General features: G+C 44.8%; 16 protein-coding genes. 10 read left to right on the top strand and 6 right to left on the bottom strand.

What is annotated here, in order from left to right:
- Positions 1–5: 5 nt before the first annotated feature.
- On the top strand, positions 6–1,376 hold the full coding sequence (locus BK026_RS03135) for a diguanylate cyclase (RefSeq protein ID WP_256253645.1): 1,371 nt from the start codon (positions 6–8) through the stop codon (positions 1,374–1,376).
- A gap of 30 nt (positions 1,377–1,406) precedes the next feature.
- On the opposite strand, the gene BK026_RS03140 is transcribed toward BK026_RS03135, so the two are convergent.
- A complete protein-coding gene (locus BK026_RS03140) occupies positions 1,407–3,062 on the bottom strand; it encodes a DUF342 domain-containing protein (RefSeq protein ID WP_071814506.1) in 1,656 nt (551 codons plus the stop codon).
- Between the two features lie 130 nt (positions 3,063–3,192).
- Positions 3,193–4,623 carry an exodeoxyribonuclease I gene (sbcB, locus tag BK026_RS03145; RefSeq protein ID WP_071817464.1) on the bottom strand — a complete coding sequence of 477 codons (1,431 nt, stop codon included), beginning with the start codon at positions 4,621–4,623 and terminating at the stop codon, positions 3,193–3,195.
- Positions 4,624–4,804: 181 nt separating this feature from the next.
- Between sbcB and BK026_RS03150 the strand changes: the two genes are divergently transcribed.
- Together BK026_RS03150 and BK026_RS03155 are read left to right on the top strand one after the other, a co-directional pair.
- Positions 4,805–5,905: an isoaspartyl peptidase/L-asparaginase family protein gene (locus BK026_RS03150; RefSeq protein WP_083574991.1), complete on the top strand. Its 1,101-nt coding sequence runs from the start codon at positions 4,805–4,807 to the stop codon at positions 5,903–5,905.
- A 172-nt stretch (positions 5,906–6,077) separates the two neighbouring features.
- Positions 6,078–6,497 carry a CBS domain-containing protein gene (locus BK026_RS03155; protein WP_039223874.1) on the top strand — a complete coding sequence of 140 codons (420 nt, stop codon included), beginning with the start codon at positions 6,078–6,080 and terminating at the stop codon, positions 6,495–6,497.
- A 214-nt stretch (positions 6,498–6,711) separates the two neighbouring features.
- On the opposite strand, the gene BK026_RS03160 is transcribed toward BK026_RS03155, so the two are convergent.
- Together BK026_RS03160 and BK026_RS03165 are read right to left on the bottom strand one after the other, a co-directional pair.
- Positions 6,712–9,009: a phytase gene (locus BK026_RS03160; RefSeq protein WP_071814507.1), complete on the bottom strand. Its 2,298-nt coding sequence runs from the start codon at positions 9,007–9,009 to the stop codon at positions 6,712–6,714.
- Between the two features lie 145 nt (positions 9,010–9,154).
- Positions 9,155–11,860, bottom strand: a complete 2,706-nt coding sequence (locus BK026_RS03165; protein ID WP_071814508.1) for a TonB-dependent receptor — start codon at positions 11,858–11,860, stop codon at positions 9,155–9,157.
- Between the two features lie 373 nt (positions 11,861–12,233).
- Here BK026_RS03165 and BK026_RS03170 point away from each other — a divergent pair, with 373 nt between their 5' ends.
- The 6 genes from BK026_RS03170 (at position 12,234) to BK026_RS03195 (ending at position 21,366) form a co-directional block, all read left to right on the top strand.
- Positions 12,234–13,145: a diguanylate cyclase domain-containing protein gene (locus tag BK026_RS03170; protein WP_071817466.1), complete on the top strand. Its 912-nt coding sequence runs from the start codon at positions 12,234–12,236 to the stop codon at positions 13,143–13,145.
- Positions 13,146–13,223: 78 nt separating this feature from the next.
- The gene (locus BK026_RS03175; RefSeq protein ID WP_071814509.1) at positions 13,224–14,447 is read left to right on the top strand and encodes a helix-turn-helix domain-containing protein; all 1,224 of its coding nucleotides are present in this window, start codon (positions 13,224–13,226) and stop codon (positions 14,445–14,447) included.
- A 454-nt stretch (positions 14,448–14,901) separates the two neighbouring features.
- Positions 14,902–16,248, top strand: a complete 1,347-nt coding sequence (locus tag BK026_RS03180) for a Na+/H+ antiporter NhaC family protein (RefSeq protein WP_071814510.1) — start codon at positions 14,902–14,904, stop codon at positions 16,246–16,248.
- A gap of 100 nt (positions 16,249–16,348) precedes the next feature.
- The gene (hrpA, locus tag BK026_RS03185) at positions 16,349–20,344 is read left to right on the top strand and encodes an ATP-dependent RNA helicase HrpA (protein ID WP_071814511.1); all 3,996 of its coding nucleotides are present in this window, start codon (positions 16,349–16,351) and stop codon (positions 20,342–20,344) included.
- A 180-nt stretch (positions 20,345–20,524) separates the two neighbouring features.
- Positions 20,525–20,827 carry a PilZ domain-containing protein gene (locus BK026_RS03190; RefSeq protein WP_071814512.1) on the top strand — a complete coding sequence of 101 codons (303 nt, stop codon included), beginning with the start codon at positions 20,525–20,527 and terminating at the stop codon, positions 20,825–20,827.
- Positions 20,828–21,111: 284 nt separating this feature from the next.
- Positions 21,112–21,366 (top strand): DUF2061 domain-containing protein, encoded by a 255-nt coding sequence (locus BK026_RS03195; protein ID WP_071814513.1) that lies wholly within the window; start codon positions 21,112–21,114, stop codon positions 21,364–21,366.
- 99 nt (positions 21,367–21,465) lie between these two features.
- Here the strand turns inward: BK026_RS03195 and BK026_RS03200 are convergent, their stop codons facing one another.
- On the bottom strand, positions 21,466–22,659 hold the full coding sequence (locus BK026_RS03200; RefSeq protein ID WP_071814514.1) for a class I SAM-dependent rRNA methyltransferase: 1,194 nt from the start codon (positions 22,657–22,659) through the stop codon (positions 21,466–21,468).
- Positions 22,660–22,840: 181 nt separating this feature from the next.
- On the opposite strand from BK026_RS03200, the gene BK026_RS03205 reads away from it, so the two are divergent.
- Positions 22,841–23,818 (top strand): NAD(P)H-quinone oxidoreductase, encoded by a 978-nt coding sequence (locus BK026_RS03205; RefSeq protein WP_071814515.1) that lies wholly within the window; start codon positions 22,841–22,843, stop codon positions 23,816–23,818.
- 64 nt (positions 23,819–23,882) lie between these two features.
- Here the strand turns inward: BK026_RS03205 and rnhA are convergent, their stop codons facing one another.
- Positions 23,883–24,353 carry a ribonuclease HI gene (rnhA, locus tag BK026_RS03210; RefSeq protein WP_071814516.1) on the bottom strand — a complete coding sequence of 157 codons (471 nt, stop codon included), beginning with the start codon at positions 24,351–24,353 and terminating at the stop codon, positions 23,883–23,885.
- Positions 24,354–24,445 lie beyond the last annotated feature (92 nt).

The following is a 24,445-nucleotide window of genomic DNA, read 5'->3' on the forward strand; positions in this document are numbered from 1 at the left end:
AGTGTGTGATCGCGCAGTCAAATTTCGAAAGCACTAACTCGCATGCGAATAGAACTGTCACATATTGTATCGATCCTTCGTGGGAACCTTATGAAGCAATCCGCAATGGCCAACACGTAGGAATATCTGCACAGTATTTGAAGCTTATCAGTGAAAAAATTGGCGTTACTTTCCAATTAATTCCTACAGAGAGCTGGCAGCAAAGTCTAGAGTTTGTCCAGCTCGAAAAGTGCCAAGCCATTCCTATGATAAATCCTTCAGAATATCGCAAACAGTTTCTTGATTTCAGTTTGCCTTACTTCGAGGCACCAAATGTTTTAGTCGCTAAAACCGGTACGCCTATGCTTCAAGGTTATGCAGGGGTTGGGAACCGTTCAGTTGGCATTGTTCGCGGATACCGCCAAGTAGAGTATATTTCAAAATATTATCCAGGCCTTCGTTTAAAACTCATCCCGTCCGAAAGAGAGGGGCTTAAAATGCTGGCAAAAGGGGAGTTTGATGTAATGGTTGGTTCCCTGATGAGCGTCAATATGCATATCAATAATCTAAAGCTCAACGACTTGTCTATTGTCGGGTATGCAGAGCCTTTTGATTCACTGTCTTTTGGCGTTGTGAAATCCTCTAATTGGCTAGTTGAAGATATCAATCGAGCGATATCCCTTATCCCAGAGCAGAAAAAAGTCGATATTTATAAACAATGGCACAATGTCCAGATCAGGCAGAGTCGCAATTATGCTGTCATGTTTCTATGTATAGTAATCGTTATCTTGCTCTTATTATGGGCCGTATGGAGACAACGTTACTTAACATCTTATGCCCGTATAATAAAACAAAAAAACGAAGAGATAAGTTCACTGCAAGCCAACTTACTTGAAAAGAATAAAACCCTCTCATTTTTGTCTGCCCATGATACCGTGACTGGCCTTTACAATCGCAATCACATGATCCAAAGAGCAGAAGAGGAAATTTCGCGGTTTCAACGTTTTCATACCACAGCCTCAATGATTATTTTGGAATTGGTTTCTCGCGAGGCTGACGAAGAAAGAAGAGAGCAAGAACGTAAAGAAGACGGGCTTAAAGCGGTAGCAAAGAGTTGCTTGAATTCAGTTCGTGAAGTTGATGTTGTTTCTCGATTTAGTGAAGAGCAGTTTATTATTTTGTGTCCACAAACTGAAATTAACGACGCAAAATCACTTGCGCAGCGTATGCTTGATTGTATGAATGCGCACAGCACGTTGAATGATCAGTTTAAATTTGCAATGGGGATATCTGAACTAAAGGATTCAGAAGAGTTTTCAGAGTGGCTAGAGCGAACAACTAAAGCACTCTACCATTCGTCGCGGCTCGGCTACGGCACTTTTGTCGCGGCCGAATAGCGTATCTGAATTCACGTATGACTAATGTCGCTAAATGATAGGCTCGTACTGCCATTGGTGAAGTTCGTAACTAATTTTTGCACGGTCATATTCTCTGTCTGACCTCCAGTTACGGTTGTTAAGCTTTGCTGATACCCCAGGGTAAAGCCTTTTGTTTGCGATTAGTTTTATATCACTTTGGTAACTTTCTTTCGCCGATCTTACTTTATCAGCCTTATTTTCCAACCACTCTAACAAAGCCGATTCATTGTTGAACATTTCAAGCGCCTCTGCCACTTTGCCCTGTAGCTCTTTTGGCACTTTTTTGTTTTGAATGAGTGTTATTTTTTCTTTGTGCTTTAAGTTGTTTTCTTTTATTTGCTTAAGAAGCTCGTCTAGCGAATCTTTCCTTTCCAAAAGCAGGTTGAAGCCGGGGCTAAAATCGACTTTTAATGTACTTCCGGATACCGCGCCAAGTGTTCCAGCTTCAATTTTACCGTGACTGCTGATCTCACATGCAAATAAATTGCCCATGGGTCTATCGATTTGGCCCACAATCACATCACCACCACAGCGAACACGGCTATAAGCCAGCTGCCGGCCGATCGTGGTGTTTCCTTTACATTGAATGTCGACACCTTGTCCGTGTTGAATATGAATATTGCCAGCGGCGACTAGTTTACAATGAAACTCACCTTGTACGTCGTTCACTTTTCCCATTGCGCCTTCGGTAATGATTATATCACCACCTGATTCGATATAGGCTGACTCGACAAAACCGTTAATTGTGACATCGCCAGACGCTTTAATCTGCATTTTTTCGGTAACATCGCCATTTACCAAAACCGCACCTTCATAGGAAACGTGCCCTGTTCCAACGTTAACGCCGTTGCAAATAAAGGTATCGTCGATATTCATTATTTGGTCGCGATATTTCGGCATTCCCGATATTGAAGATACCAGTAAATTCGCATCACTATCAGAAATTACCGTGCCGCTGCCCATCCTAAACTCAAGCCATTCACCAGGTTTTGCTGGAACCTTATTACCTCTGACATCAAAGCCAGAGCGTCCTTGTGTAGGCTCTCGCCTTGTCAAAACTGGAGTGTTTACCTTTACGCAAATGACCTCACCGAGGTTTCGCATGTCCACGCGCTCTCCATTGCCTGACTGTGGTTTGAGAACGCGATCTAAGGCATTTTCAACAAGCGGAATAAACTTCGAGTTTTTACCGTTTTTCGCAGGAAGCCCTTTCGCTATTATTTCTTCAAGCACTGTGCCAGGCGCAGCTTGTCGCGCTGCACTAAGCATTGTTTGAATAACTTTTATGCTCAATCCACGAGAAATTCCGTTTTTGATTGCTAAAGATTTGACCGTAGCAAGTGAGGGAAGCTTCCCACCATATGGCGTGGTGAGAATAAGACTTGCCTGCATGGCGTCTTCACCAACGCGAAACTCTAATTCTGCATTCTTGCGCTCTCCAATGCGTTCCTGAATGATGGTTCCATCGTTTGTTTTAAAATAATGGTTCGCAGCATCGCACGCGGTTTTGAGCGACGCTTCTGAGATATACAGACCTTTAGTCTCTCCGGTCTCAAGTAGCTGTCTAATTTCTTTAACATCAACTTCGCTCGAAAAGTCTGCCGGCTCGAGCATTAAGTTAATGTAGGTCTGTGTTTTGTCGAAGCTAATTGTAACGCCATTCATGACTGTGTAATCCCTTTGCGTCTAATTTATTGTTATCGGCGCGATAGATAAAAAACTGAAGCTCTGCGCGAGAACTTAATCGCACAAAGATAAATCATTTTTAGTAATTTAAAATGAAGCTTACCTGTCGTCAAAGGTTTTCGGCATATTGATAAAGTGCTCGTAAGATTGCTTGTTTTTCTGGGTTATCTGCGTGTTCGTGTGCGAGTTGCTCGAGCCTAATCAAGTAGCTTTCTATGGTTATCGAACCGTTAAACGCTGGATCAGTCAAGCGAGCTTGACGGTGATGCTGCCACTGCACCATTTCATCTGCTGTTAGCGTATTGGGAAAGTTTCGCGCGCGGTATCTAAATAGCTGACGTTTCAGCCTTGAATGCTGTGTTTCGTTTGCTAATGTGACTAGATTCTCCGGCGAAGAAGAGATTACGCGTTCGCACCATCGCTTGTCTTCGTCATTCAGGAAACCGCCGCTGTAGAGTGCGTAATCGATATCAAGCTCAGCGTCATACTGTTCTTGCTCGTACACTTTTACTAGCTTATTCGCTAAATCTGGCATTTGTGCCAGTTTCCTGTAGTTATCAAGACATTTATCACGATTAAGATTTAAGCGTTTCGCATTATCTTCTGTCATTGCTTTTGCGGTGGTGATAAAGGGAGAACGGTTTACATGAATAAGTTTTAGGCCTGGGCGCTCTTCAGGTTTCTCATAGGTATCAGAGGGTGCATAAAGTGCTTGTTTGATTAACTCTGGAGGGTCGCTGAGTAAGGCTTCCACGTCGTGAGACAAATCAACAGCAATATATGCATTGCTATTGGTTGGGTGTTTAGCAATGGGCATTACCCAAGTGCAACACCCATTGGCAGCAGCAAGTTTTGAAGAGATATGCAGCAGCACTGACGGTTTGCTGATGTCAATTTGCTGCATGACGGTGTGTTTGTTGCGCAGAGAAAAAGCATATTCGAACAATCTTGGTTGTTTATCTTTTATTAATTTCGCCAGTGCAATAGTGGCGTACACATCACTTAGCGCATCGTGCGCATTGTCATGACCTATATTGTTTGCCGCGGCTAACGCTTCGAGTTTAAAGCTTGGTGCCCCATCTTCTCTACGCGGCCAATTAATTCCATCAGGCCTGAGTGCATAGCACGCTCTGGCTAAGTCAATAAGGTCCCAGCGACTATTTCCGTTACGCCATTCACGTGCATATGGGTCGTAAAAATTGCGGTAGAACAGGTAGCGCGATACTTCGTCATCAAAGCGGATACTGTTAAATCCCACGCTGCATGTGTTAGGTACTGACATTTCCTCGAATATACGTGCCGCAAAATCTGCTTCATTTGAGCCATCGCGAATGGTTTGTTGTGGCGTTATACCTGTTACTAAGCATGCTTCGGGATGAGGCAAGTAATCGTTGGCGATAGCACTCATTATATTAATGGGCTTACCGATGATATTAAGTTCTAAATCTGTTCTAACAGCGGCAAATTGACAAGGAAGGTCTTTTTGGGGACTTGTGCCAAATGTTTCGAAGTCGTACCAAAGAAATGTAGGTGAATGCATAACCACCGTATTATTCGTTAATTTTTAATTTATGGGCAGTTTACACCGCTTGACTGTTGATTACCAAACGCCGTTTTGTGGGCATTTTGAGAAGGTCATTATCAGCAAAGGGAATTAAATGGCGTTGACGACATTCACAATTTGGCTACAGTAAATAAAATCACAAAAAAGGGCAGAAATAATGACAGTCACCAACGTGCGCGAAACCGCTCCAAAGAATGAAGGCTCATCAATAACAAGCAAGTTAAAGCAGATAAAAATAGGCGTAGCCGTTGGAGCATTAACGCTTATTAACTGTCCGCTAGCGTCGGCCGACGCTACTTCAACGACTAATAAGCCATTAAAAACAAACGTAGCAATAGCTATTCACGGCGGGGCTGGCACCATTTTAAAGTCCTCTATGACGTTAGAAAAAGAGGCAGCTTATAAACGCGTTCTAGAAAATGCGGTAACTCATGGCTATTACCTTTTACAAAACGGTGAGAAGGGAGAAGTGGCCGTGGTCGAAACCATAAAAATTCTCGAAAGTTCTCCTTTATTCAATGCTGGCATTGGGGCCGTTTATACGTATGACGGTGAGCATGAACTAGATGCATCTATTATGCATGGCGGTACCAAAAATGCGGGTGCGGTAGCGGGAGTAAAAACCATTCGAAGTCCCATTGAAGCCGCACGCTTAGTTATGGACTCGTCGCCTCATGTATTACTGTCTGGCAAAGGTGCTGAAGAATACGCAGCGCAAAATGGACTTGAGCAAGTTGATAATAAAGTCTTTGATACTGAGTTTAGAAAAGACGCGCTAGATAAAGCAAAAGCCAGAATGGCGCAGGTACACACAGGCTATGGTACACAGCAAGGCAACGAGCGCTTTGGTACTGTCGGGGCGGTAGTGCTAGACAGTAACGGAAACATTGTTGCAGGTACCTCTACGGGAGGCATGACCGCTAAAAGGTATGGTCGAATTGGCGATTCACCAATAATTGGTGCAGGTACTTACGCGGACAACGAAAGTTGCGCGGTGTCTGCAACAGGGCACGGAGAGTACTTCATTCGATATCATGTGGCGTCAGATATATGTGCTCGAATGAAGTATCAAGAAATATCGTTAAAAAAAGCGGCTGACACAGTAGTTAACGATATATTGGTTAAGGCGGGTGGTGAAGGCGGAGTGGTCGCAATTGATGGTGAGGGCAATATTGCAATGCCTTTTAATTCAAAAGGGATGTATCGTGCCAGTATCGATATGAATGGAAAAATAACCATAGCGATATACCGGGATTAATTGTGCTTTGATATTAAATAATCTGGCTTAGTCAGTGTGTTGGGTCTAATCTTTAGGTGTGGGGGAAATCTTTCACACTTGATTATAAATAACTAAAAAGCTGCTACGTTCATCAGTATTGGTACCTTACAAGACATAAATGTACAAAGAGCATCGCGGCTGGAGAAAATATATGGAATCGTTGCAAGTCAGTGATTATATGAACACTCATCCGGTTAAGTTGAATGTTGATATGCCAGTAGCGCAAGCCGTTGAAGCGCTGTTAGCCAGCGGGCAGAGTGGGGGGCCGGTACTCGACAGCAAGGGAAAAGTTGTTGGTTTTTTATCTGAGCAAGACTGTATTGCCCAAATGATTGCGTCGAGCTACTATCGCGAGCAAATTTGTAGGGTAGGGGAAATCATGAAAACCCCTGTGGTTTCAGTTAAGCCTTACATGTCGGTGATAGAGCTGGCGCAATTGCTGCTGAAAGAAAAACCTCGGGTTTACCCTGTCGTAGACGATGATGGCGTGCTTTTAGGCTCAATTAACCGTACTGCTGTGTTGCGTGCTATTGACGTTCAATTAAATGATGGTTACCAGCGCGCGGGTTAAACGTCGTTTAGGCTAAACCCAATCAGTTAGTACTTTTAGACTTGGCATATTAGTGTTAAGCATCGCAAGTGCACTCTTTGGTGAAGATGCGGCGCTGGGCTAACAGAGCATAATACTAAAGCGCCGGTAGGCTTATTCTATATAAAAAGGAGGCTTTGCTTAGCGCCTCCTTTTTATTTGCTGCACGTATTACTCGTTATATGTTTTAGTGGCCTTATGGCTTGGCGTTCGCTAATTTTGTGATCGCATCTTTAAGTGACGTACCAGAAATTAGCTTGAAGTTTTGGGTTTCGCTTGGCATGACGTTTCTACCGTCTTGCACTACCCAAAGCCCTTCAGTGAACCTTCCTTCCAAGTTTGCGTTGGTGACTTCCAGTCCATCTGTTTCTGAAACCCCATCAATTTGTTTATCTTTGTCTGCTGCAATTTGAACAAGCCCCATCAGTTTCAATTCTTCAGGGTTTTCATTATGTATGTGATAGATAGCATAGCTGTTATTACCCTGACTAGATACGATTAAGTAAGTTTGCGAATCTACGTCAAACAAAGCCAGCCCTTCTATATCAGCTTGTACCGGCGCTTCTATCTCAGCGATGATATGAGGCTGGTTGCTGCTTTTAGTTATATCTAGGGCCCAAATCCCAGCACCTTCCTCACCTAAGTAGGCAGTTCTTGTTTTAGTATCCACAACACATCCTTCTGGCTGTGAGGGCAGTGAAAAGGATTGGGTTAAGTGCCCATCAATCGCTTTGTTGGAGGCAATAGACACGCGATAGCGTTCGAAGCGGCCACTGGTGTCGTTAGCAAATACATGTGCTACTCCATCTGACACAAACAAACACATGCCGTAAATATCATAGAGTGTGGTGCTTATGTGCCCAAGGTGGGTCATAGTACCAAGCTCATCTATTTCAAATACAGACAAGCTATTGTTTGTTCGGTTTGATGCTACTGCAATATCAATGAATGGCGCATCGCTTTGTTGTGCTTTAGCTTCTGCCACAGATACCTTGTATCCCACATCAACATTATTCACTCTGCCAACAGGAAGGCTTTGCACTAGCTTGCCGGCTAAGTCATAGCTATTCAATGCGCCTTTTTTGTCGGTGCCGATTACGCGACTTTGTGAAGGGACGCTTGAGTTTACCCAAATGGCAGGGTCGTCAGCGGCGTCACCATGATTTTCCACTGGGTCAGTTTCAACATCGGGCTTAACCTTCACGGAAAGGTCTGCATGTTGCGATGTTATGCTTTGTATATGCGTTTTCTCTAGGTAATTTTCGTTTCGCGAGGTGGCTTTGAGATTGGTGCCGCATTGTCGATTAAGTAAAGCTTCGCTTAGTTTTGAGGGAAGTTCGGCAGAAAACACGTCGCCTGATTCATCATCGTCAACAACAAGAGAAACATTTTGGCCATCTTCGCCTAAAGACAGGTGAACGAACTCAGGCTGAATAGAAGTAGACTTGTTGTTTGCTTTTAATTGGCGATCGTCTGAGTTACTTTCGTTGGCCGTATTCATTAGCGAGACAAATTGTGTAAGACATGGCGCTTTAAGCCATACTCCGCTGGCATCCGGGCTTACCCAGGCAGCGATATCCAAGCCATCTATCGTAGTTGAAGGTAGGGTGGCTACACCTTCAACAGCAACATCTTTTCCATGAAAAATGAGGTTTTTTGCTAGCTCACTTTCAATATTGGTATCTAATTGCCACACACCGGCAAATTCGTCAGCAAGGTATAGCGTGTCGGTGTTGGCATTTATGGCGCAACTTTTAATGCCTGGGCCTATCGCAAAATCTCTCAGCGATAAAAAGCGTCCGCTATGAATTTCATACTGATTCAGCGTGCCTGTAGCATCGATATTAATAATTTGCAGTTCGCCAGCGCTTGACGTTGAAGCACAAATGGCTTCAGAGCCTTTAGTTATCTTGGTTTGCGGTTGAGCAAATTCAAGAGATGCGGCGTTAATGCGATACACCTCTATGTGCTGGGTGTTGTTATTGAACACTACTAAAGACACCCATTGTTTTGAATTAGATTCCACAACTTCGGCACGTGCTAAGGTGTAATGTCCCGCAATGAAGTGTTTTTTCCCTTCAGAGTTGCTCAGTGAAATTCCCTTGTGTTCGCTATTATTTATGTTGATAGCGTGGGTGTCTGCGTAAGCGTTATTAACATGGGTGTCTACGTAAGCATCATGTTGATTGTCTATGCTAGTGTTGCTGGCATGGGTGTCTTTGTTAGTGTCTTTTTTGGGGTTATTGAGATGGTTGGCGTAGTTTTGATAGTGCAGCGTTAGGCTTAGGCCGTCCGTTAGCTTTGTTAGCGGTAAGGCGCTGTTTTGAATTTCTGCTTCTTGTGGCTGGCTTTCACTGTGCGCAAAAGTGGTATCTGCACTGTTATTTGAAGTAGTTGAGGCAGCGCAGCTAAATAACGAGAGAAGTACGCTTGAAAGTGCCGCTGCGGTAGCTTTGGTTTTAAAAACTACCTTGGTGTGACGCTGATGGGTCATTGTTGTTATTGTCCTGAAACTTACTTGAGTTAAACCCGCGCTCTACCTTTATATTAAAGCAGGGCTTACAGATTATTAAATGTAGGTCTAAGGGCCGAACTAACGCCGGCCTTCAAACCTTAAAAACTACGTTCGATATACCTGCCTAGTTGAGCTGCCATGTAAAGCCAAGCTCAAACGTGCGGCCGTATTCTTCATACTGCGCATTTTGGCTGCGAGTATCGAAATAGTTGTAGAAGGGTTCGTCACCTAAGTTGATGCCGTTAAAATACACCTGCATGCTGTCGTTGATGTAGTAGCGCGCCATGAAATCAACCTGTACATGATCATCTTCAAATCTGAGCATGTCACCATCAATTTCTTCGAAATTGTCGCTTTTATAGGTGGTGGCTAGACGCACACTGAAGTCATTTGCTTCGTACCCAATAGTGATGTTGCCAATGCGGTCTGACTGATTCGGTAATTGGGTTTCAAACTTTTCGCCATCCAAGAAAGTTGTCGCTTCAGAGTCGGTAAAAGTGGCGTTGGTAGACACAATAAAGCCATTGTTGAAGGCTTTCACCCAAGATAATTCTAAGCCGGTTAAATCGGCAGAGTCGCCGTTTATCGGCTGTATGACTTCTTCAAAGCCTTCCCAACCAGTAGTGCCTGCAACATCAGCGTAAACAACAAAATTGTCGATATTTTTGTAGAACAGCCCCGCTGAAATTACACCAATGTCACCCGGGTAGTACTCAATCGATAGATCAACGTTTTGTGCTTCATAAGGCTGAAGTTCAGGGTTGCCAACTTCTGCCGCTCGTTCAGTCACAAATACGCCATCATCTTCTTCTGTTTTACTCTCGATAATTTGAAATGCCGCTACATCTTCAAATTTTGGTCTTGAAATAGTGTGGGTGTAGGCAGCGCGAAGCTGAAGTTTGTCTGAAACGGTGTATCTGGCATTTACACTGGGTAACCAATGATCATAGTCACGTTCTGCTTCCCACGGCGTATTTACCACTTCTTCCACGTCGGTTTCTTCGTTTTCTACAAGCTCTACTCGCATACCCGATGTAGAAAAGTCAGTACGTTCATAGCGAACACCTGCAACCAGATGAAGTTTATCTATATCTACGCTGCCCATGATATATGCGGCAAAGATATCCTCTTCATTCACATAGGTCGCGCCGCGAGACTCCACCTCAGAATTTAGGCTGTCTAACTCAAAGCTGTCGCGGTTATCGTTGAAGTAATTACGCATTTTACTTCGATTAAGGCCTGGCCCAAAGTCACCAAGAGAGTAGTCTGGACTAGCAGCTCCAAATCGCGAAGCATCTAGGCCGTCGAAGTCGCCATCAAAAATAGCGATGCTGCTGTCGCGGTCTTTTTCTCGGCTTCGGTATTTCGAGCCAAATTTTAACTCACCGATGTAGCCCCCAAAATTAATGGGGCGAGCCGCGTCGAATTTAATGCTGGTTTCGGTATCTTTGGTGTAGTTATCTTCAAAGCTTATCTCATCGACCTCATAGGTTGATAAGTCCATGGCATCAGCGTTTTGCGATACGGTTGGACGCATAGTATTTAAATCAGCTTCAATACTGTCATTTTCGGTTTTAAACACGTAGTACAGTGCATCCGGTTCGTCTTCATCAGACTTTGCATAACCGAGCTGCCAGTTTGCTTTCCAGGTATCTAGTTGGTGTTCACCGCCTAACGCTACGGTAAAAATACTTTGGCTTTCAAAACGGTCTTTGCTTTCTCTTTCTATTTCTGAGTCTTCGCCATCGAACGTGAATATATTGCCTTGGCGGTACTCGTCGTCAGAAAACTCACTGTAAAGTGTGCGAAGAAAGTATTGGTTGTTGAAGTCAGGGCGAAAATCGATATTTAACGCACTACCTAAACGTTCGCGAGTGATCGTGTAGTGGCGTTGCTCAAGCTCATCGTCACCGTTACTTTCAACATTATCTGAGCCAAAGTCACGGTCAAAATAGGAAATAGCGCCAGCCACGCCCCATTCGGGTGAAAGCTTCTTAGTAAACGTACCAGAAAGTTTTGGGCTGGTTTCATCGCGTAAATCATTTTGACTGGCTTGTACGGTAACGCTCGCGGTATCTCGAGCCTTATCAAATGCACTCACGCTTTTTACCGCGACTGAACCACCAATGGCGTCTGCGTCCATATCGGGCGTTACCGATTTAGACACCTCTAAAGTCTGGATAAGTTCAGAAGGAATAACGTCAAGTGCTACTGAGCGAACACCCGATTCAGGCGAGGGAATATTTAAGCCATTAATGGTTACGTTATTTAAGTTGGGGTCGATACCGCGTATGCCGACGAAACGACCTTCACCCTGATCTCGCTCAATTGATAAGCCTGGTAAACGCTGTAACGATTCTGCAGCATTTTGGTCTGGAAACTGTCCAATGGCATCCGCAGATACAATAGACGAGATACGATCTGAAGTTCGTTGCTGATTTATGGCGCTTGCCTGACCGCTTCGTTGACCGCGTACTAAGATTTCATCAATGGTATCGCCGCTGCCAAACTCCACGGCTGCGCGCGCAATGCCGTTGTCTGTTACTTTTATCGTTTGCGTAACAGTTTCCTCACCAAGGTAAGAAATTTCTAGCGTGTAAGTACCCTCTGGAATAGAGGGAAACCGAAATGTACCGTCTGTACCTGCTTCGGTGACCAGCCCTAATTCAAGAAGTTTGATTTGGGCACCGGTATAGCTGCGCGCCTGTGCCACATCTTTTACTGAACCGATAATTACGCCATCAGCAGCTGAAACAGGTGAAGCCATGCTTAGGCCTAATGCCGCTACGCAGGCAAGTGTAAGAGAAGAGTACGCGGTTTTAATTTTCATTTATTTTCCAGTTAATTAAGCAGTAAAAAGGCGTTTTGAATAAGTGCTAAATAAGTGAATGAGTACCCTAAGAACACTGCATGACAGTTATATGACGATTTAACAGAACAAAAGGCTCGCTTTCGGCAATTGTCTTTTTTTTGCAAACGGTTGAGCTAATTTGACCCTAATTTAAGTGGTTGAATTTAATTGATTTAAATTTCATTTCTAGCGTTCTTTGAGTTCGTTGCCATCAAGATGTCACATTGCTGAGCCAAACTGACCCTCGACAGTTTCATCAGATTTGGTCAAGACTCTTGTTTTGGTTGAAGCGCTGGTGGTCGCCGGACTAACGGGTGATGCATCTAATACAAGAGAACTCAAAGAGAGCACTATGTTTACCTTTACAAATACAACACAATTTAGGCATCACAAGCTTTGGCTCGCATTTACATTTTGCGTAGTGGCATTGGCGATTTGTTTAGCCTTTATGTTTGGAAATGCGAAAGAAAGTGCGGTGATATCAGGCCTTGATATTGTGGGGGAGGGGAGCATTGCTTTTTTAACTCTGGCGTGGATGCTAGCAGCGCTTGCCAGCCGTCCTCCCGGCAAAGTAACCAGTCTTCTCACTGTCGGGCTCGGCTTCTTCTTATTCTCGGTCAGCTTAGATTTCTTAGATGAGTTTTTTCATTATCCAGACGCGGCTTATTGGATAAGTATGATCGAGTCTTACCCAGCAGCTGTGGGTATGGTAGTGATGACTGCGGCACTGTATCAGTGGCATTTAGAGCAGCGCGCATTGAATTTACAATTACGACGTAGAGAATGGGACTTTCGCGATCATGATGCCATCGATCCAATCACTCAACTTTACCGCGCAGAGTATTGGAAAGCACAAATTAATAAGCTACAGCAGTCGGGAAAGTCGGCGGTTATCGCTATTATCGATATTAACAACTTCTCTTTATTTAACCAAAAACATGGGTACACAGAAGGCGATAGGTATCTGCACGACATTGCGCAATTGGTGATCATGAATTTGCGTCAGCAAGATTTAGCATGCCGCTATGCCGGTGATAGGTTTGCTATATTGATGCCCGACGTCTCGCCTATTCAGGCTGACGTTATCCTCAACGATATCAAAGTGAGCATTCAGCACCTTGCGTTTAGACACAGCCAAAATGCAAACGCTATTTACACCACAGCACGCAGTACTCAAGTGACTTTGCTATCCAACCAACGCCTTGCAACAGTGCTCAACACCATGCTCTCAAAACTTGAACGGGCCCATGACAGCGCAGCGTAATTAAGCCAGTTTAGTGGCGAAAGTAATAGGTAAGGGTAACCGGTGAAGATAAATGAAGATGCCTGCAGCGAGTAACTCATGGATTTAACGTTACCACGACTCAACGCACTACGAGATTCTGCTGACGAAGAGAAAGCTGCAGGAGCTCAGCGTCGTTATTTAACAGGTCTATCTGGCATGGGTGTCTCTGTAAATGGGGATTCTGATGGGCTTGGCGTGGGTGTCTCTGGTAGTGATAACGTAGTGATGTCTAGCCAAGAGAAAGTGATCTTTGGGTATTGGTTGGTACAGGCGGTACTCAATGTGTCGCTGTCTCGTGGCGCTAATAAAAATAAGCTGTTGCGCGGTACAGGTATTTTTGAAGATGCGCTGAAACCCAATACACTCTTAAGCATAAATCAATATTCATCGCTGTTACTGAATGTTCAAAACCAAGCAAAAGGCGGCGATGTAAGTTTTTTGCTGGGAGGGGCTTTGGCGTCGCAGTGGCTATTTAGTCCACTTAGTGTGCTTAAATCATGTGAGGATGTTGAGCAGCTACTTTTACACCTTACTCAACGCCATACATTCAGGTGGTGTAGCTTACCGCTGTGCCAGTTTCAGCGTTTTGAAACCGCCGATCATATAATCTTAGTGCCTCAGTTCACCGGGGTAAGCAGCAAGCATCTTCAGTTCATCATTGAAGTGGCATTCGCAACCGTTGTCGCACTCATGAAAAGTATTGCAAATAAGCGATTGCGTTTGTCTTTTACTTTTACCGGGAGTCGACCAAAAAATATTGCTGATTACGAAACCCACCTTGGACTTAAGTTATCGTTTAATCGCCCTTTTAACAGTATTTGCATTGAAAAAGATGTATTACGCGAACCTTTGGAGAAGGCAGTTCAGCCGAATTGCTCTGCTGGTTTGCAGGTATTGTCGAAAGACTGTTTTAATGAAAGTACAACGCAAATAAAAGAAAGGGCTTCTGTTGAACTACATAATCGTTTGTCTTTGCCTGATTTTGTGAGGCGTTATGTTTATGTGTCCTCAAGCACACAGGCATCAAATATCGGGTTACCTGAATTGGCGTATGCTTTTGATATCAGTGTGGCTACGCTTAAGCGGAAATTAAAGGAATACGGTACTAGCTATCGCGCGCTGTGTGAAGAAGTACAGCGCAATCATGCACTTTTGCTTCTGTCGGTTCAAAAGGTCAGTAATGAGGCAGCGGCCAATTCAATGGGAATTAACGATTTACCTAACTTTAGACGTACGGTAAAAAGGCTTACCGGTAAAACTCCTAGCGAACTGAGAATTTAACGAGAATGACTAAAGTGTGCCTATGCACATTCCTGCGTAAAAGATCTATGCCACAAAGATATGCAATACGGCTGTAAAAAAGACCTATGCCACAAAGCTATGCGATAAAGCTATAAAAAAGAACTAGGCCACACCGCTATGCAATAAGGCTAAAAAACTAGGCTAAACACGCCTTCAACTGCCAAACGGCTGTCGTCTCATCTAATCAGAAATTCAAAATCTGAGTTAATGGCGGCGTTTTGCACAATGCAGGTGAGAGAGTCGTTAGAAAGTAAATCCCTTTTCAATGTCGCAAAAAACTTTTATCCTTTGCTGCTTTAGCTTTTTACGGTTCAAGACCGTCACAATATGGTTTCGTTGAAGCTTTTTTACGCATTCGCAACCGGCAGGTGGCTTTTCCGCGTAGCCTTTAAACTTTTGCAGTCACGCAATAAAACCCAAAAGAGAGTGTTCTGTGCACGAAAATAATGACATTGCACCAAATTCTATCGCACCCAACCCGCTAGGTTTAACGCCAATTTTGCTTTTTGTGATTCTTGTTGTCGTGACAGGCGTTACTACAAACGATATTACCGCAATGCCCATTTTGGTTGCGTTTTTTATCAGCGCTGGCTACGGCCTATGTTTAAACCCGAAAGGGAAAAAGGTCAGCTTCCCTGAAAAAGTACAAACGTTTTGTAAAGGCGGGGGCGATAAAAACATTATTCTCTTGGTGCTTATATTCCTGTTAGCCGGTGCATTCTATGCGGTAACTATTGATATTGGCGCACGAGATGCCACGGTTAATATGGCACTACAATTTGTGCCTTCCGCACTTATACTGCCAGGCCTGTTTTTGATTTGCTGTTTCATATCATTTTCAATGGGCACATCCATGGGCACCATTACCGCGCTCTCGCCCATAGGTGCAGGTCTTGCCGCAAGCTTAGGACTGCCGGTGGAAATGGCGCTAGGTATTGTTGTGGGGGGCGCAATGTTTGGTGATAACCTTTCGTTTGTTTCAGACACCACCATTGCTGCAACCCGTACCCAAGGCGTACAACTAAAAGACAAGTTCAAGGCAAACTTAATGGTTGCTGTGCCGGCGTGCATCGTCACCATGGCGTTGCTGCTTATGGTAGATGTTGATACTTCAGGTATTGTTGAAGGTGGCAGCTACGATTTTTGGCGCATAGTACCGTACTTGTGCATTATCGCTTTTGCGCTAACAGGGTTTAACGTCATTAGCGTACTTGCAGTGGGAATTGCCAGTGCCTGTGTAGTAGGCTTGCTACAAGGCAGCTTTACGCCACTTTCAATGATGCAGAGCATTCAAAAAGGGATGGGCTGGATGCAGGACTTAGCTATGATTGCCATAACCATAGGCGGTATTGTAGCGCTTATGCACGCTAACGGCGGTATAACCTGGTTAATAGAACGCTTGACCCGCAAAGTTACCTCAAAGAAAGGCGCTGAGTTTAGTATTGCTGGCTTGGTTAGCTTTTTGGACATTACAACGGCGAACAACACTATTGCGATAGTTACCGCAGGCCCAATTGCTAAAGACCTGAACGAAAAATACGGTGTTGACCCTCGTCGTACCGCATCACTTTTGGATATCTTTTCGTGCAGTTTCCAAGGTTTGGTCCCTTACGGTGCGCAGCTTTTAAGTGCCGCTGCCGTAGTGGGTATTTCACCTTTGGCCATTACGCCGTACTGCTGGTACCCCATGCTGATTTTTGTGTTTGGTGTGGCGGCCATTTGGTTCGGTTTTCCCCGTTTTAAAACGCCCCAAGACGATGAATTAACCCAAAGCGCTTAAATTCTCGTAACGCTTAACACACTGGCTTTTTAGGGCGGTATCTTCTAGGATCACCGCCCGAATTTTATTGATGATTAGAAACACGCTTTAGGATGTCACTTTGTCTTCACCACTTGCAATAAAACCTCTTTACAACAAACTAGATGATTGTTTGAGCGCAGATAAATTTCGCTTGAAACGCCGCATTACGCAGCTTGCACAAAAAGTGAATGATAAATCTGGTGTTGAAGGAAAAGGCGGGGAGAAAAAAGCTGCTAATCCCAAAGCTTCAAAACGTGACAGCGCGGTTAGCGAAGATAGTTTAAAAGCGCAGTTTGAAAAGCTCGAAGGCGACATCAATGCATCGATAGAAAAGCGTAATTGGCGTAAAGACAACCTACCCAAAGTTGAATACCCACCGCTGCCGGTTAGCGATAAAAAAGAAGATATCAAAGAAGCGATTGCGAATAACCAAGTGGTTATCGTGGCCGGTGAGACTGGGTCGGGTAAAACTACGCAGCTACCTAAGATATGCTTAGAGTTAGGTCGCGGTGTAAATGGCATGATAGCCCACACCCAGCCAAGACGGTTAGCGGCGCGAAGTGTAGCCACGCGTATAGCCGAAGAGCTAAACACGCCACTTGGCGAAAAGGTAGGTTTTAAAATTCGCTTTAGCGATCAGGTAAGCGAGCGAAGCTACGTAAAACTTATGACCGACGGTATGCTGTTAGCTGAAATGCAGCAAGACCGTTTCTTAAATCAGTACGATACTATCATCATCGATGAAGCCCACGAGCGAAGCCTTAATATCGACTTTTTGTTAGGCTATTTGCGTCAGCTTTTAGACAAACGCCCTGATTTAAAACTCATCATTACTTCTGCCACCATCGACCCAGAGAGATTCTCAAAGCATTTTAATAATGCGCCGATTATCGAAGTGAGCGGACGTACCTATCCGGTAGAAATTCGTTATCACGCGCCAGAAGACAATGATGACGATATTGATCAAAGCGACGCCATCGTAAATGCAGTCGACGAGCTAATGCGTGAAGCGCCAGGCGATATCTTAGTGTTCTTAAGCGGGGAGCGCGAGATACGCGACACCCAAGATGCCTTGAGCAAACAGCATTATCGCAACACTGAAATTGTTCCGCTGTATGCGAGGTTGTCGGCGGCAGAGCAAAACCGCATATTTCAGTCTCACAGCGGCAGACGCATTGTACTTGCCACCAACGTGGCAGAGACCTCGCTTACGGTCCCCGGTATTAAATACGTAATTGACCCGGGCTTTGCCCGCATTTCACGTTACAGCGCCAGAAGTAAGGTGCAGCGTTTACCTATTGAGCCCATTTCTCAAGCGTCAGCGAATCAGCGTGCAGGGCGATGCGGCCGTGTGTCTGATGGTATCTGTATTCGCCTTTATAGTGAGGAAGACTATTTAGGCCGCCCAGAATTTACCGACCCAGAGATCCTGCGAACCAACTTAGCGTCGGTTATTTTGCAAATGCTTGCTTTAGGGTTAGGCGACATCGCTGCGTTTCCATTTGTTCAGCCGCCTGATAACCGCAATATCAACGACGGATTCCGTTTACTTGAAGAAATTCAAGCTATTGCGAAAGGCAAAGATAACCGGAAAACCAAGCAAAGTGGCAAGATGCAGCTTACTCCGTTAGGTCGTCAAGTAGCACGTTTGCCTATCGACCCTCGCTATGCTCGTATGGTGATTGAAGCCGAGCGCACGAATGCGCTAAGCGAAGTCATGGTGATTGCAGCGGGGCTCTCAATTCAAGATCCGCGAGAGCGTCCACAGGAAAAACGCCAGCAAGCAGACGAGAAGCACAGCGAATACCACGATAAAGATTCTGACTTTATCAGTCTTTACAACTTGTGGATGGCGTTTAGAGAGCAGCAAAACGCACTCAGCCAAAACCAATTGCGCAAATGGTGTAAACAGAATTTCATCAACTACTTACGTATGCGCGAATGGCAAGATATTGTTAGCCAGCTCAAAAAATCTATTGCCGAGCTGGGTTTTGGCATTTCAAAACAAGAGGCCGACTATCAAGCTATTCACCAAGCCATCGCCAGCGGCTTGCTGTCGCACATGGGCTTTAAAGACAAAGAGCGCGAGTATATGGGCTCGCGTAATTCGCGCTTTCTTATTTTCCCGGGTTCGGGATTATCAAAATCCCAGCCCAAATGGGTAATGGCAGCCGAGCTTGTAGAAACCTCTAAGCTATTTGCTCGTATGGTGGCAAAAATAGACCCTGCATGGGTAGAGCCTTTGGCCGAGCACGTTGTGCAACGAAGCTATTCAGAGCCACACTGGTCTAAAAAGCGCGGCGCGGTGATTGCCTTTGAAAAGGTTACTTTGTTCGGGCTACCCATAGTGATGAAGCGTGCAAAGGTTTATAGCCTTATCGACCCGCCAATCTGCCACGAGCTATTTATCCGCGAAGCGTTAGTCGAGGGCAATACTAAGCTCAATTACAGCTTCTTACAGGAAAATCAGGCACTGCTGGAACAAGCTGATGAATTTGAGCAAAAGACTCGCCGTCGCGATTTGATTGTAGATGATGAAGAGCTTGTAAGCTTTTACGCCAAGCGTATTCCGGTTGAAGTCAATAACGATGCGGCGTTTAAGAAGTGGTTTAGACAGCATGGAAGCAACGACAGTTTAACGTTTAAAGAAGAAGACGTATATCGTCAGCAGCCTGGGCAGTCGGTAGCAAACGCGTTTCCCGATGTATGGCGCCAAGGCAATATTACGCTGCCGCTTCGCTATAACTTCGAACCTAACGCTGAAGACGATGGCGTAACTGTTGTCATCCCGCTGCCTGTGCTTAATCAAGTTGATAACGTAGGTTTTGATTGGCTGGTGCCGGGGCTAAGGCACGACCTCATTGTGGGTTTAATTAAAACCTTGCCTAAACGCTTGCGTCGTAACTTTGTGCCTGCGCCAAACTTTGCTGAAGCGTGCCTTGCTGATATCAGTGAAACGGATAAAAACAACCGTCCAGTGCCGCTGCTTGAAGCTGTAACCGATAAGTTACGCAAAATGACGGGCGTTATTATTGAAAGCGAAGAGTGGAATTTAGATCAGCTTGATAAGCATTTAAAAATGCACTTTGCGGTAGTTAATGACAACGGTGACGATATTGCCAAAGGTGACGACCTGCACGCGCTTAAACAGCAGTGTGCAGGGCAGGTGAAGCAAACCTTTGAGAAAGCCGCAACACCGGAATTAGAGCGAAATAACATCGAACAGTGGGATTTCGAAAGCTTGCCAGAAACCTTTGTGCAGAAAGTTGGTGGGTTTGAAGTTCAGGCGTTCCCAGCGCTGGTTCAAAAGGGCGATAAGGTAGATATTGCGCTAATTGAAGAAGCGGATAAAGCCCAAGTGCTGCACAAGCAAGGCGTGAATGTATTGATTAAAAACGCGATGCCGTCACCCCTTAATTACTTACAAAGCAAATTACCTAACAAAGCCAAACTGGGTTTGTATTTCAACCCATTTGGACAAGTGAAGGCGCTAATTGATGATTGTATTTTTGCGGGTATCGACGTCATTGTCAGTGATTACTGTAAAACCAATAACACCGACATTCGCAGCAAAGCCGATTTTGAGGCCTGTTTAGAGATTGCTCGTGCCAACATTAATGACAGGGTGTTAGAGATTGCCAAACAAGTAGAGCAGGGGCTTACCCTTGCCCATCAATGCCAAAAACAAATGAAAGGTAACGTGCCGCTGACGATGATAAACGCCCTAGGTGACTGTAAAGCCCACTTGGCATCGTTAGTTTTTCCTGGCTTTGTTTCTGAAATTGGCGAGAGTAGGTTAGATGATTGGAATCGTTATATTAAGGGCCTAGCCCGCCGTTTGGAAAAGCTCCCCATCGACCCTAACAAAGACAGAATGCATCAGGTAACGGTAGAAAAGTCGATTAAAGAATGGGAAAAAGCGTGTAGCAAGTACCCCAAAGGCAAAGTGCCTCAAGCTCTTAAAGACGTACGCTGGATGATAGAAGAACTGCGGGTTTCTTTGTTTGCGCAACAGCTTGGTACGGCTTATCCTATATCAGCTAAGCGGATCACCATGCACTTGTCAGAGTTCTAGATTTGCCTTGTTGTATTAAGCTAAAAATCAATGTAGGCAGCGACCTTATCGGTTAATTTCTGAGAACATAACTAGCTAGCGCTGGGTAAAAAGTAAACAGTTCGATTGACAATGTAACGTCATCGCCCTATAACAACAGAGTAGTCGTAAGCGTAACGCTAAAAATCGGGAGAAGTAGACATGTTGGGATACGACGATAAGCGAAATTTTTTCAGGATGATGGTAAATTCGCCGTGTCAGTTGCAAATTACTGACGATGAGTCGAGCCGCACCATGCAGGCAATGTGCAGAGATATCAGTGCTACAGGAATGTCTTTAGAGGTCGATGAACCATCGATAGAGGTGGGCACACAAGTAAGTGTTGCAATAGAATCGTCTAGCTCTCAAATCCCCTCTTTGGCAGCGTTGGCGACGGTTGTACGCTGCGAGCCTGAGTCGGAGACAAGCTGTATCATAGGCGTTGAAATTTCACAGATGAAGTAGCAACGAATCTGTTACTAGGGCGAAGCGACGCCTTCGCCTGTTCCTAACGTTTTGGCGTTGTTTATGTCAGTCTAAGTTTTGTCTTACACAGCAGCTAAATCTTGCTAGCGCTATCCTTAAGTAATGCCAACGATATGATGAACGTAATTTGTCTCTCCCTTTCATTCACTATTCCGAATAGGCCATTCAATTTTTTCTATTTTAACTATCGTCCTTAATTGATAATAATTCTCATTAATGCGAAAGCAAACTGATTTAATTTTTGAAAACAAAGAGCGACGATTATGAAAAAAACAATTACCTTTGCAGTTATGCACTTTTCGGTAGCGTTTACGGTTGCCTACTTACTTACAGGTAGTTTGGTCGTTGGTGGGGCGGTAGCGTTAGTCGAACCAGCTATCAATACCGTAGCATTTTATTTCCATGAGATGGTGTGGAAAAAAGTTGAAAGCAAAGAAAATGTCATAGATGCAGCGAGTGAAAGCTCGCAGCAGTTATCAGGTGATTTCTCGAATAATGATGTAACGTTTGCTTCTTAAGACGGACTTACGCTCTTAAGCCCCTTCTATAGTATCTCGTTAGTTCAGTAAACTTAATAAATGCGCCCTTTTTCTATCAAAAAGGGCGCTTGTTTGCGGCTAGTCGTCTGAGACCTCACAAACTAACCCTTTCAGGTAATAGCCTTCGGGGTAGCTGCCAATGATAGGGTGATCTGACGCTTGATTGAGCCTTGCGATAATTTTAATGGTGCGGCCTGCATCAAGTGCAGCGTCTGCCACAACTTTCTGGAATAAATCTGCCGGCATAAGGCCTGAGCAGCTAAATGTAAGCAGCAGTCCGCCAGATTTAACAGCATGTATGCCGTACATGTTGATATCTTTATAGCCGCGGGCAGCGCGGTTTAATGTTGCTTTGCTGTCGACAAACTTTGGCGGATCGAGTATTACCATATCAAATTGTTTGCCTTTTTCGTGATATTCGCGCAGCGCCTTAAAAACATCTTGGTTTACATAGTGCGCTTTATCTTCATCTAATCCGTTGATGGCCACGTGATGTTTGGCCAAATCAAGCGCAGGCTGAGATACATCAACGTTAGTCACGGATTTAGCACCGCCGGCAAGTGCATAGCAAGAAAACGTACCTGTGTAGCTAAAACAGTTGAGTACGTCGGCATCTTTCGCGTAGTGTGCAGCCGCGGCACGGCTGTCTCGCTGATCCAAATAAAAGCCGGTTTTATGACCGTTTTCTATATCGACAACAATATTAATGCCGTTTTCTTTCACGGTTACTTGCATGGGGGGCTCACCGTGAAGCACACCTGTTACCGGCTCTAAACCCTCTTTTTTGCGCACATCTACGTCGCTTCGCTCGTATATGTGCACGTCAGGCATGAGCTTAGTAATTGCCCACACTATCTTATCTCTGTGTTTTTCGCCGCCCGCGCTTAAAAGCTGAAGCACAGCAACGTTATCGTATAGGTCAATAGTGATGCCGGGAAGACCATCACTTTCAGACGCTATCCAGCGAAACGCATTTGTTTTGCTTGGGTCAAACAGGCGCTTACGCAGGGCTAACGCAGTTTCTAAACGGCGCAGGAAAAATCCGTTATCAATGCTTTCGTCTTTTTTAAACGTCCACATACGAACGCGAATTTTTGAATTTGGAGAGTAAGCGCCTCGACCTAACCATTCGCCTTCAGAGTCAAACACGTCTACCGTATCGCCAACCCGGGCGCGGCCCTTTAGCTCAGCCACGGCGCTTTCGAATACCCAAGGGTGTTTGCGGCGAAGTGATTTGTCTCTGGATGGCTGTAATATGACCTGTGCTGACATGGATGCTCTCTTACTAATTTAAGAAATGTGAAACTGAGTTAAGCGGGTTTACTCGCTTACAATAATGGCCGCGATTATACGCAATTTCATAAGTTCTGTGTTAATAAACCCAAAACTGTTTGATATAAAAGTACGTAGATCAATTACGATTGAAATTTAAGACTAGGATTGGATGTAAATTATGCGATATGTCGATTTTGAAAAAGGATGCAGCCCTAGCGAGCTCGTTATTAAGGAACGTGAAGGGCTGTCGTTAGCAGCGGGGAAAGTGAAAGTTGACGTTAAAGCATTTGGGGTAAATCGCGCAGATACGTTGCAGCGTCAAGGCAACTATCCACCTCCGCCAGGGGAAAGTGAAATCCTCGGATTAGAGGTCGCCGGCGTGGTATCAGAAGTTGCCAGTGATGTTAGTACCTTTAAAGAGGGAGATGAAGTATTTGGTTTGGTTGCAGGTGGCGGCTATGCCACTGAAGTCGTTGTTAATCCAGCGCATTTAATGCCCATCCCCAAAGGTATGCCTTTTTTTGAAGCCGCGGGTTTGGCCGAAGTATTTCTTACGGCATTTCAGTGTCTGCGCACAATCGCACATGTAAAGCCGGCTGAACGGGCGTTAATTCATGGCGGTGCAAGCGGTGTAGGGCTGGCTGCCACACAGCTTTGTCGCTACTGGGGTGTGCACAGCGCGGTAACAGCATCAAGCCAAAATAAGCTTAACCTTTGTGAAAGTAATGGGGCAGAGCACCTTATAAACTACAAGCAGCAAAAGTTTGATGATGTGCTTAAAAAAGTCTGGCCTGAAGGTGTTGATATGGTGCTTGATATGGTGGGTGGTGACTACTTAAACCGAAACCTCAAAATACTAAAACAGGATGGAAAGGTCGTCTATTTAGCGATGCTGGCGGGCCGATATGCAGACAACCTTGATATGGCAATGCTGTTAGGTAAAAGAGCGTCAATTATTGGCACAACCCTTAGGAATCGAAGTGACGCTTACAAAGCGGATTTGATCCGTGATTTTGCCAACGTGTGTTTGCCCGCTTTTGAAAATAAAGAGCTTATTGTAAATATTGATACCCATTATTCTATTGAAGATATCAGCGAGCCCCACGTGCGTTTGGAAAACAACGATACGCAGGGCAAGTTGGTTCTTTCTTGGTAAACAGCGTTTGTTAAAAAGCCTTTGGCAAACAGCGCTCGCTAAAAGTGCTTTGCATTAAGCTTATCTAACTGCCAACGAAGCCTTCATCGGGTTTCGTTGGATTGGCTTCTGCCGCATTGCGGGCCAGGTCGTCACAGCGCTCATTTTCAGGGTGCCCCGAATGGCCTTTTACCCAATGCCACTTTACCTGATGTTTTTTTACCGCTTCATCTAGCCGCTTCCACAAATCTGCGTTCTTGACGGGTTTTTTATCTGCCGTACGCCAACCGTTTTTGCGCCAGTTATGGATCCACTGATTAATACCATTTTTTACGTACTGGCTGTCGGTAGTTAATTCAACGTTGCACGATTCATTTAAGCTATTAAGCGCTTCGATAGGGGCTAATAATTCCATACGGTTATTAGTTGTGTGGGCAAAGCCGTCGCTCAACTCTTTTCTATGCTGCTTGTAAATCAGTACAGCTCCGTACCCGCCCGGTCCGGGGTTGCCCAAGCAGGAGCCGTCGGTGTATATATGAATGGTCTTTTGAGCCACAGCGTTTCCTTTGATTTAACTGGCTTAATTTATATCGTCTTTTCCCTTAGCGGATTGCGAAGGGGTTGATATACTATCAAAAAATGAACGTG

It is taken from the genome of Alteromonas sp. V450 (assembly GCF_001885075.1).
Lineage (GTDB): Bacteria > Pseudomonadota > Gammaproteobacteria > Enterobacterales > Alteromonadaceae > Alteromonas.

Excerpts from the sequence above, each read along its gene's own strand:
- BK026_RS03160 (WP_071814507.1), bottom strand. The coding sequence starts at position 9,009 with ATGACCCATCAGCGTCACACCAAGGTAGTTTTTAAAACCAAAGCTACC.
- BK026_RS03175 (WP_071814509.1), top strand. The coding sequence starts at position 13,224 with ATGGATTTAACGTTACCACGACTCAACGCACTACGAGATTCTGCTGAC.
- BK026_RS03155 (WP_039223874.1), top strand. The coding sequence starts at position 6,078 with ATGGAATCGTTGCAAGTCAGTGATTATATGAACACTCATCCGGTTAAG.
- BK026_RS03200 (WP_071814514.1), bottom strand. The coding sequence starts at position 22,659 with ATGTCAGCACAGGTCATATTACAGCCATCCAGAGACAAATCACTTCGC.
- BK026_RS03150 (WP_083574991.1), top strand. The coding sequence starts at position 4,805 with ATGACAGTCACCAACGTGCGCGAAACCGCTCCAAAGAATGAAGGCTCA.
- BK026_RS03165 (WP_071814508.1), bottom strand. The coding sequence starts at position 11,860 with ATGAAAATTAAAACCGCGTACTCTTCTCTTACACTTGCCTGCGTAGCG.
- BK026_RS03195 (WP_071814513.1), top strand. The coding sequence starts at position 21,112 with ATGAAAAAAACAATTACCTTTGCAGTTATGCACTTTTCGGTAGCGTTT.
- sbcB (WP_071817464.1), bottom strand. The coding sequence starts at position 4,623 with ATGCATTCACCTACATTTCTTTGGTACGACTTCGAAACATTTGGCACA.
- BK026_RS03205 (WP_071814515.1), top strand. The coding sequence starts at position 22,841 with ATGCGATATGTCGATTTTGAAAAAGGATGCAGCCCTAGCGAGCTCGTT.
- BK026_RS03190 (WP_071814512.1), top strand. The coding sequence starts at position 20,525 with ATGTTGGGATACGACGATAAGCGAAATTTTTTCAGGATGATGGTAAAT.
- BK026_RS03140 (WP_071814506.1), bottom strand. The coding sequence starts at position 3,062 with ATGAATGGCGTTACAATTAGCTTCGACAAAACACAGACCTACATTAAC.
- BK026_RS03170 (WP_071817466.1), top strand. The coding sequence starts at position 12,234 with ATGTTTACCTTTACAAATACAACACAATTTAGGCATCACAAGCTTTGG.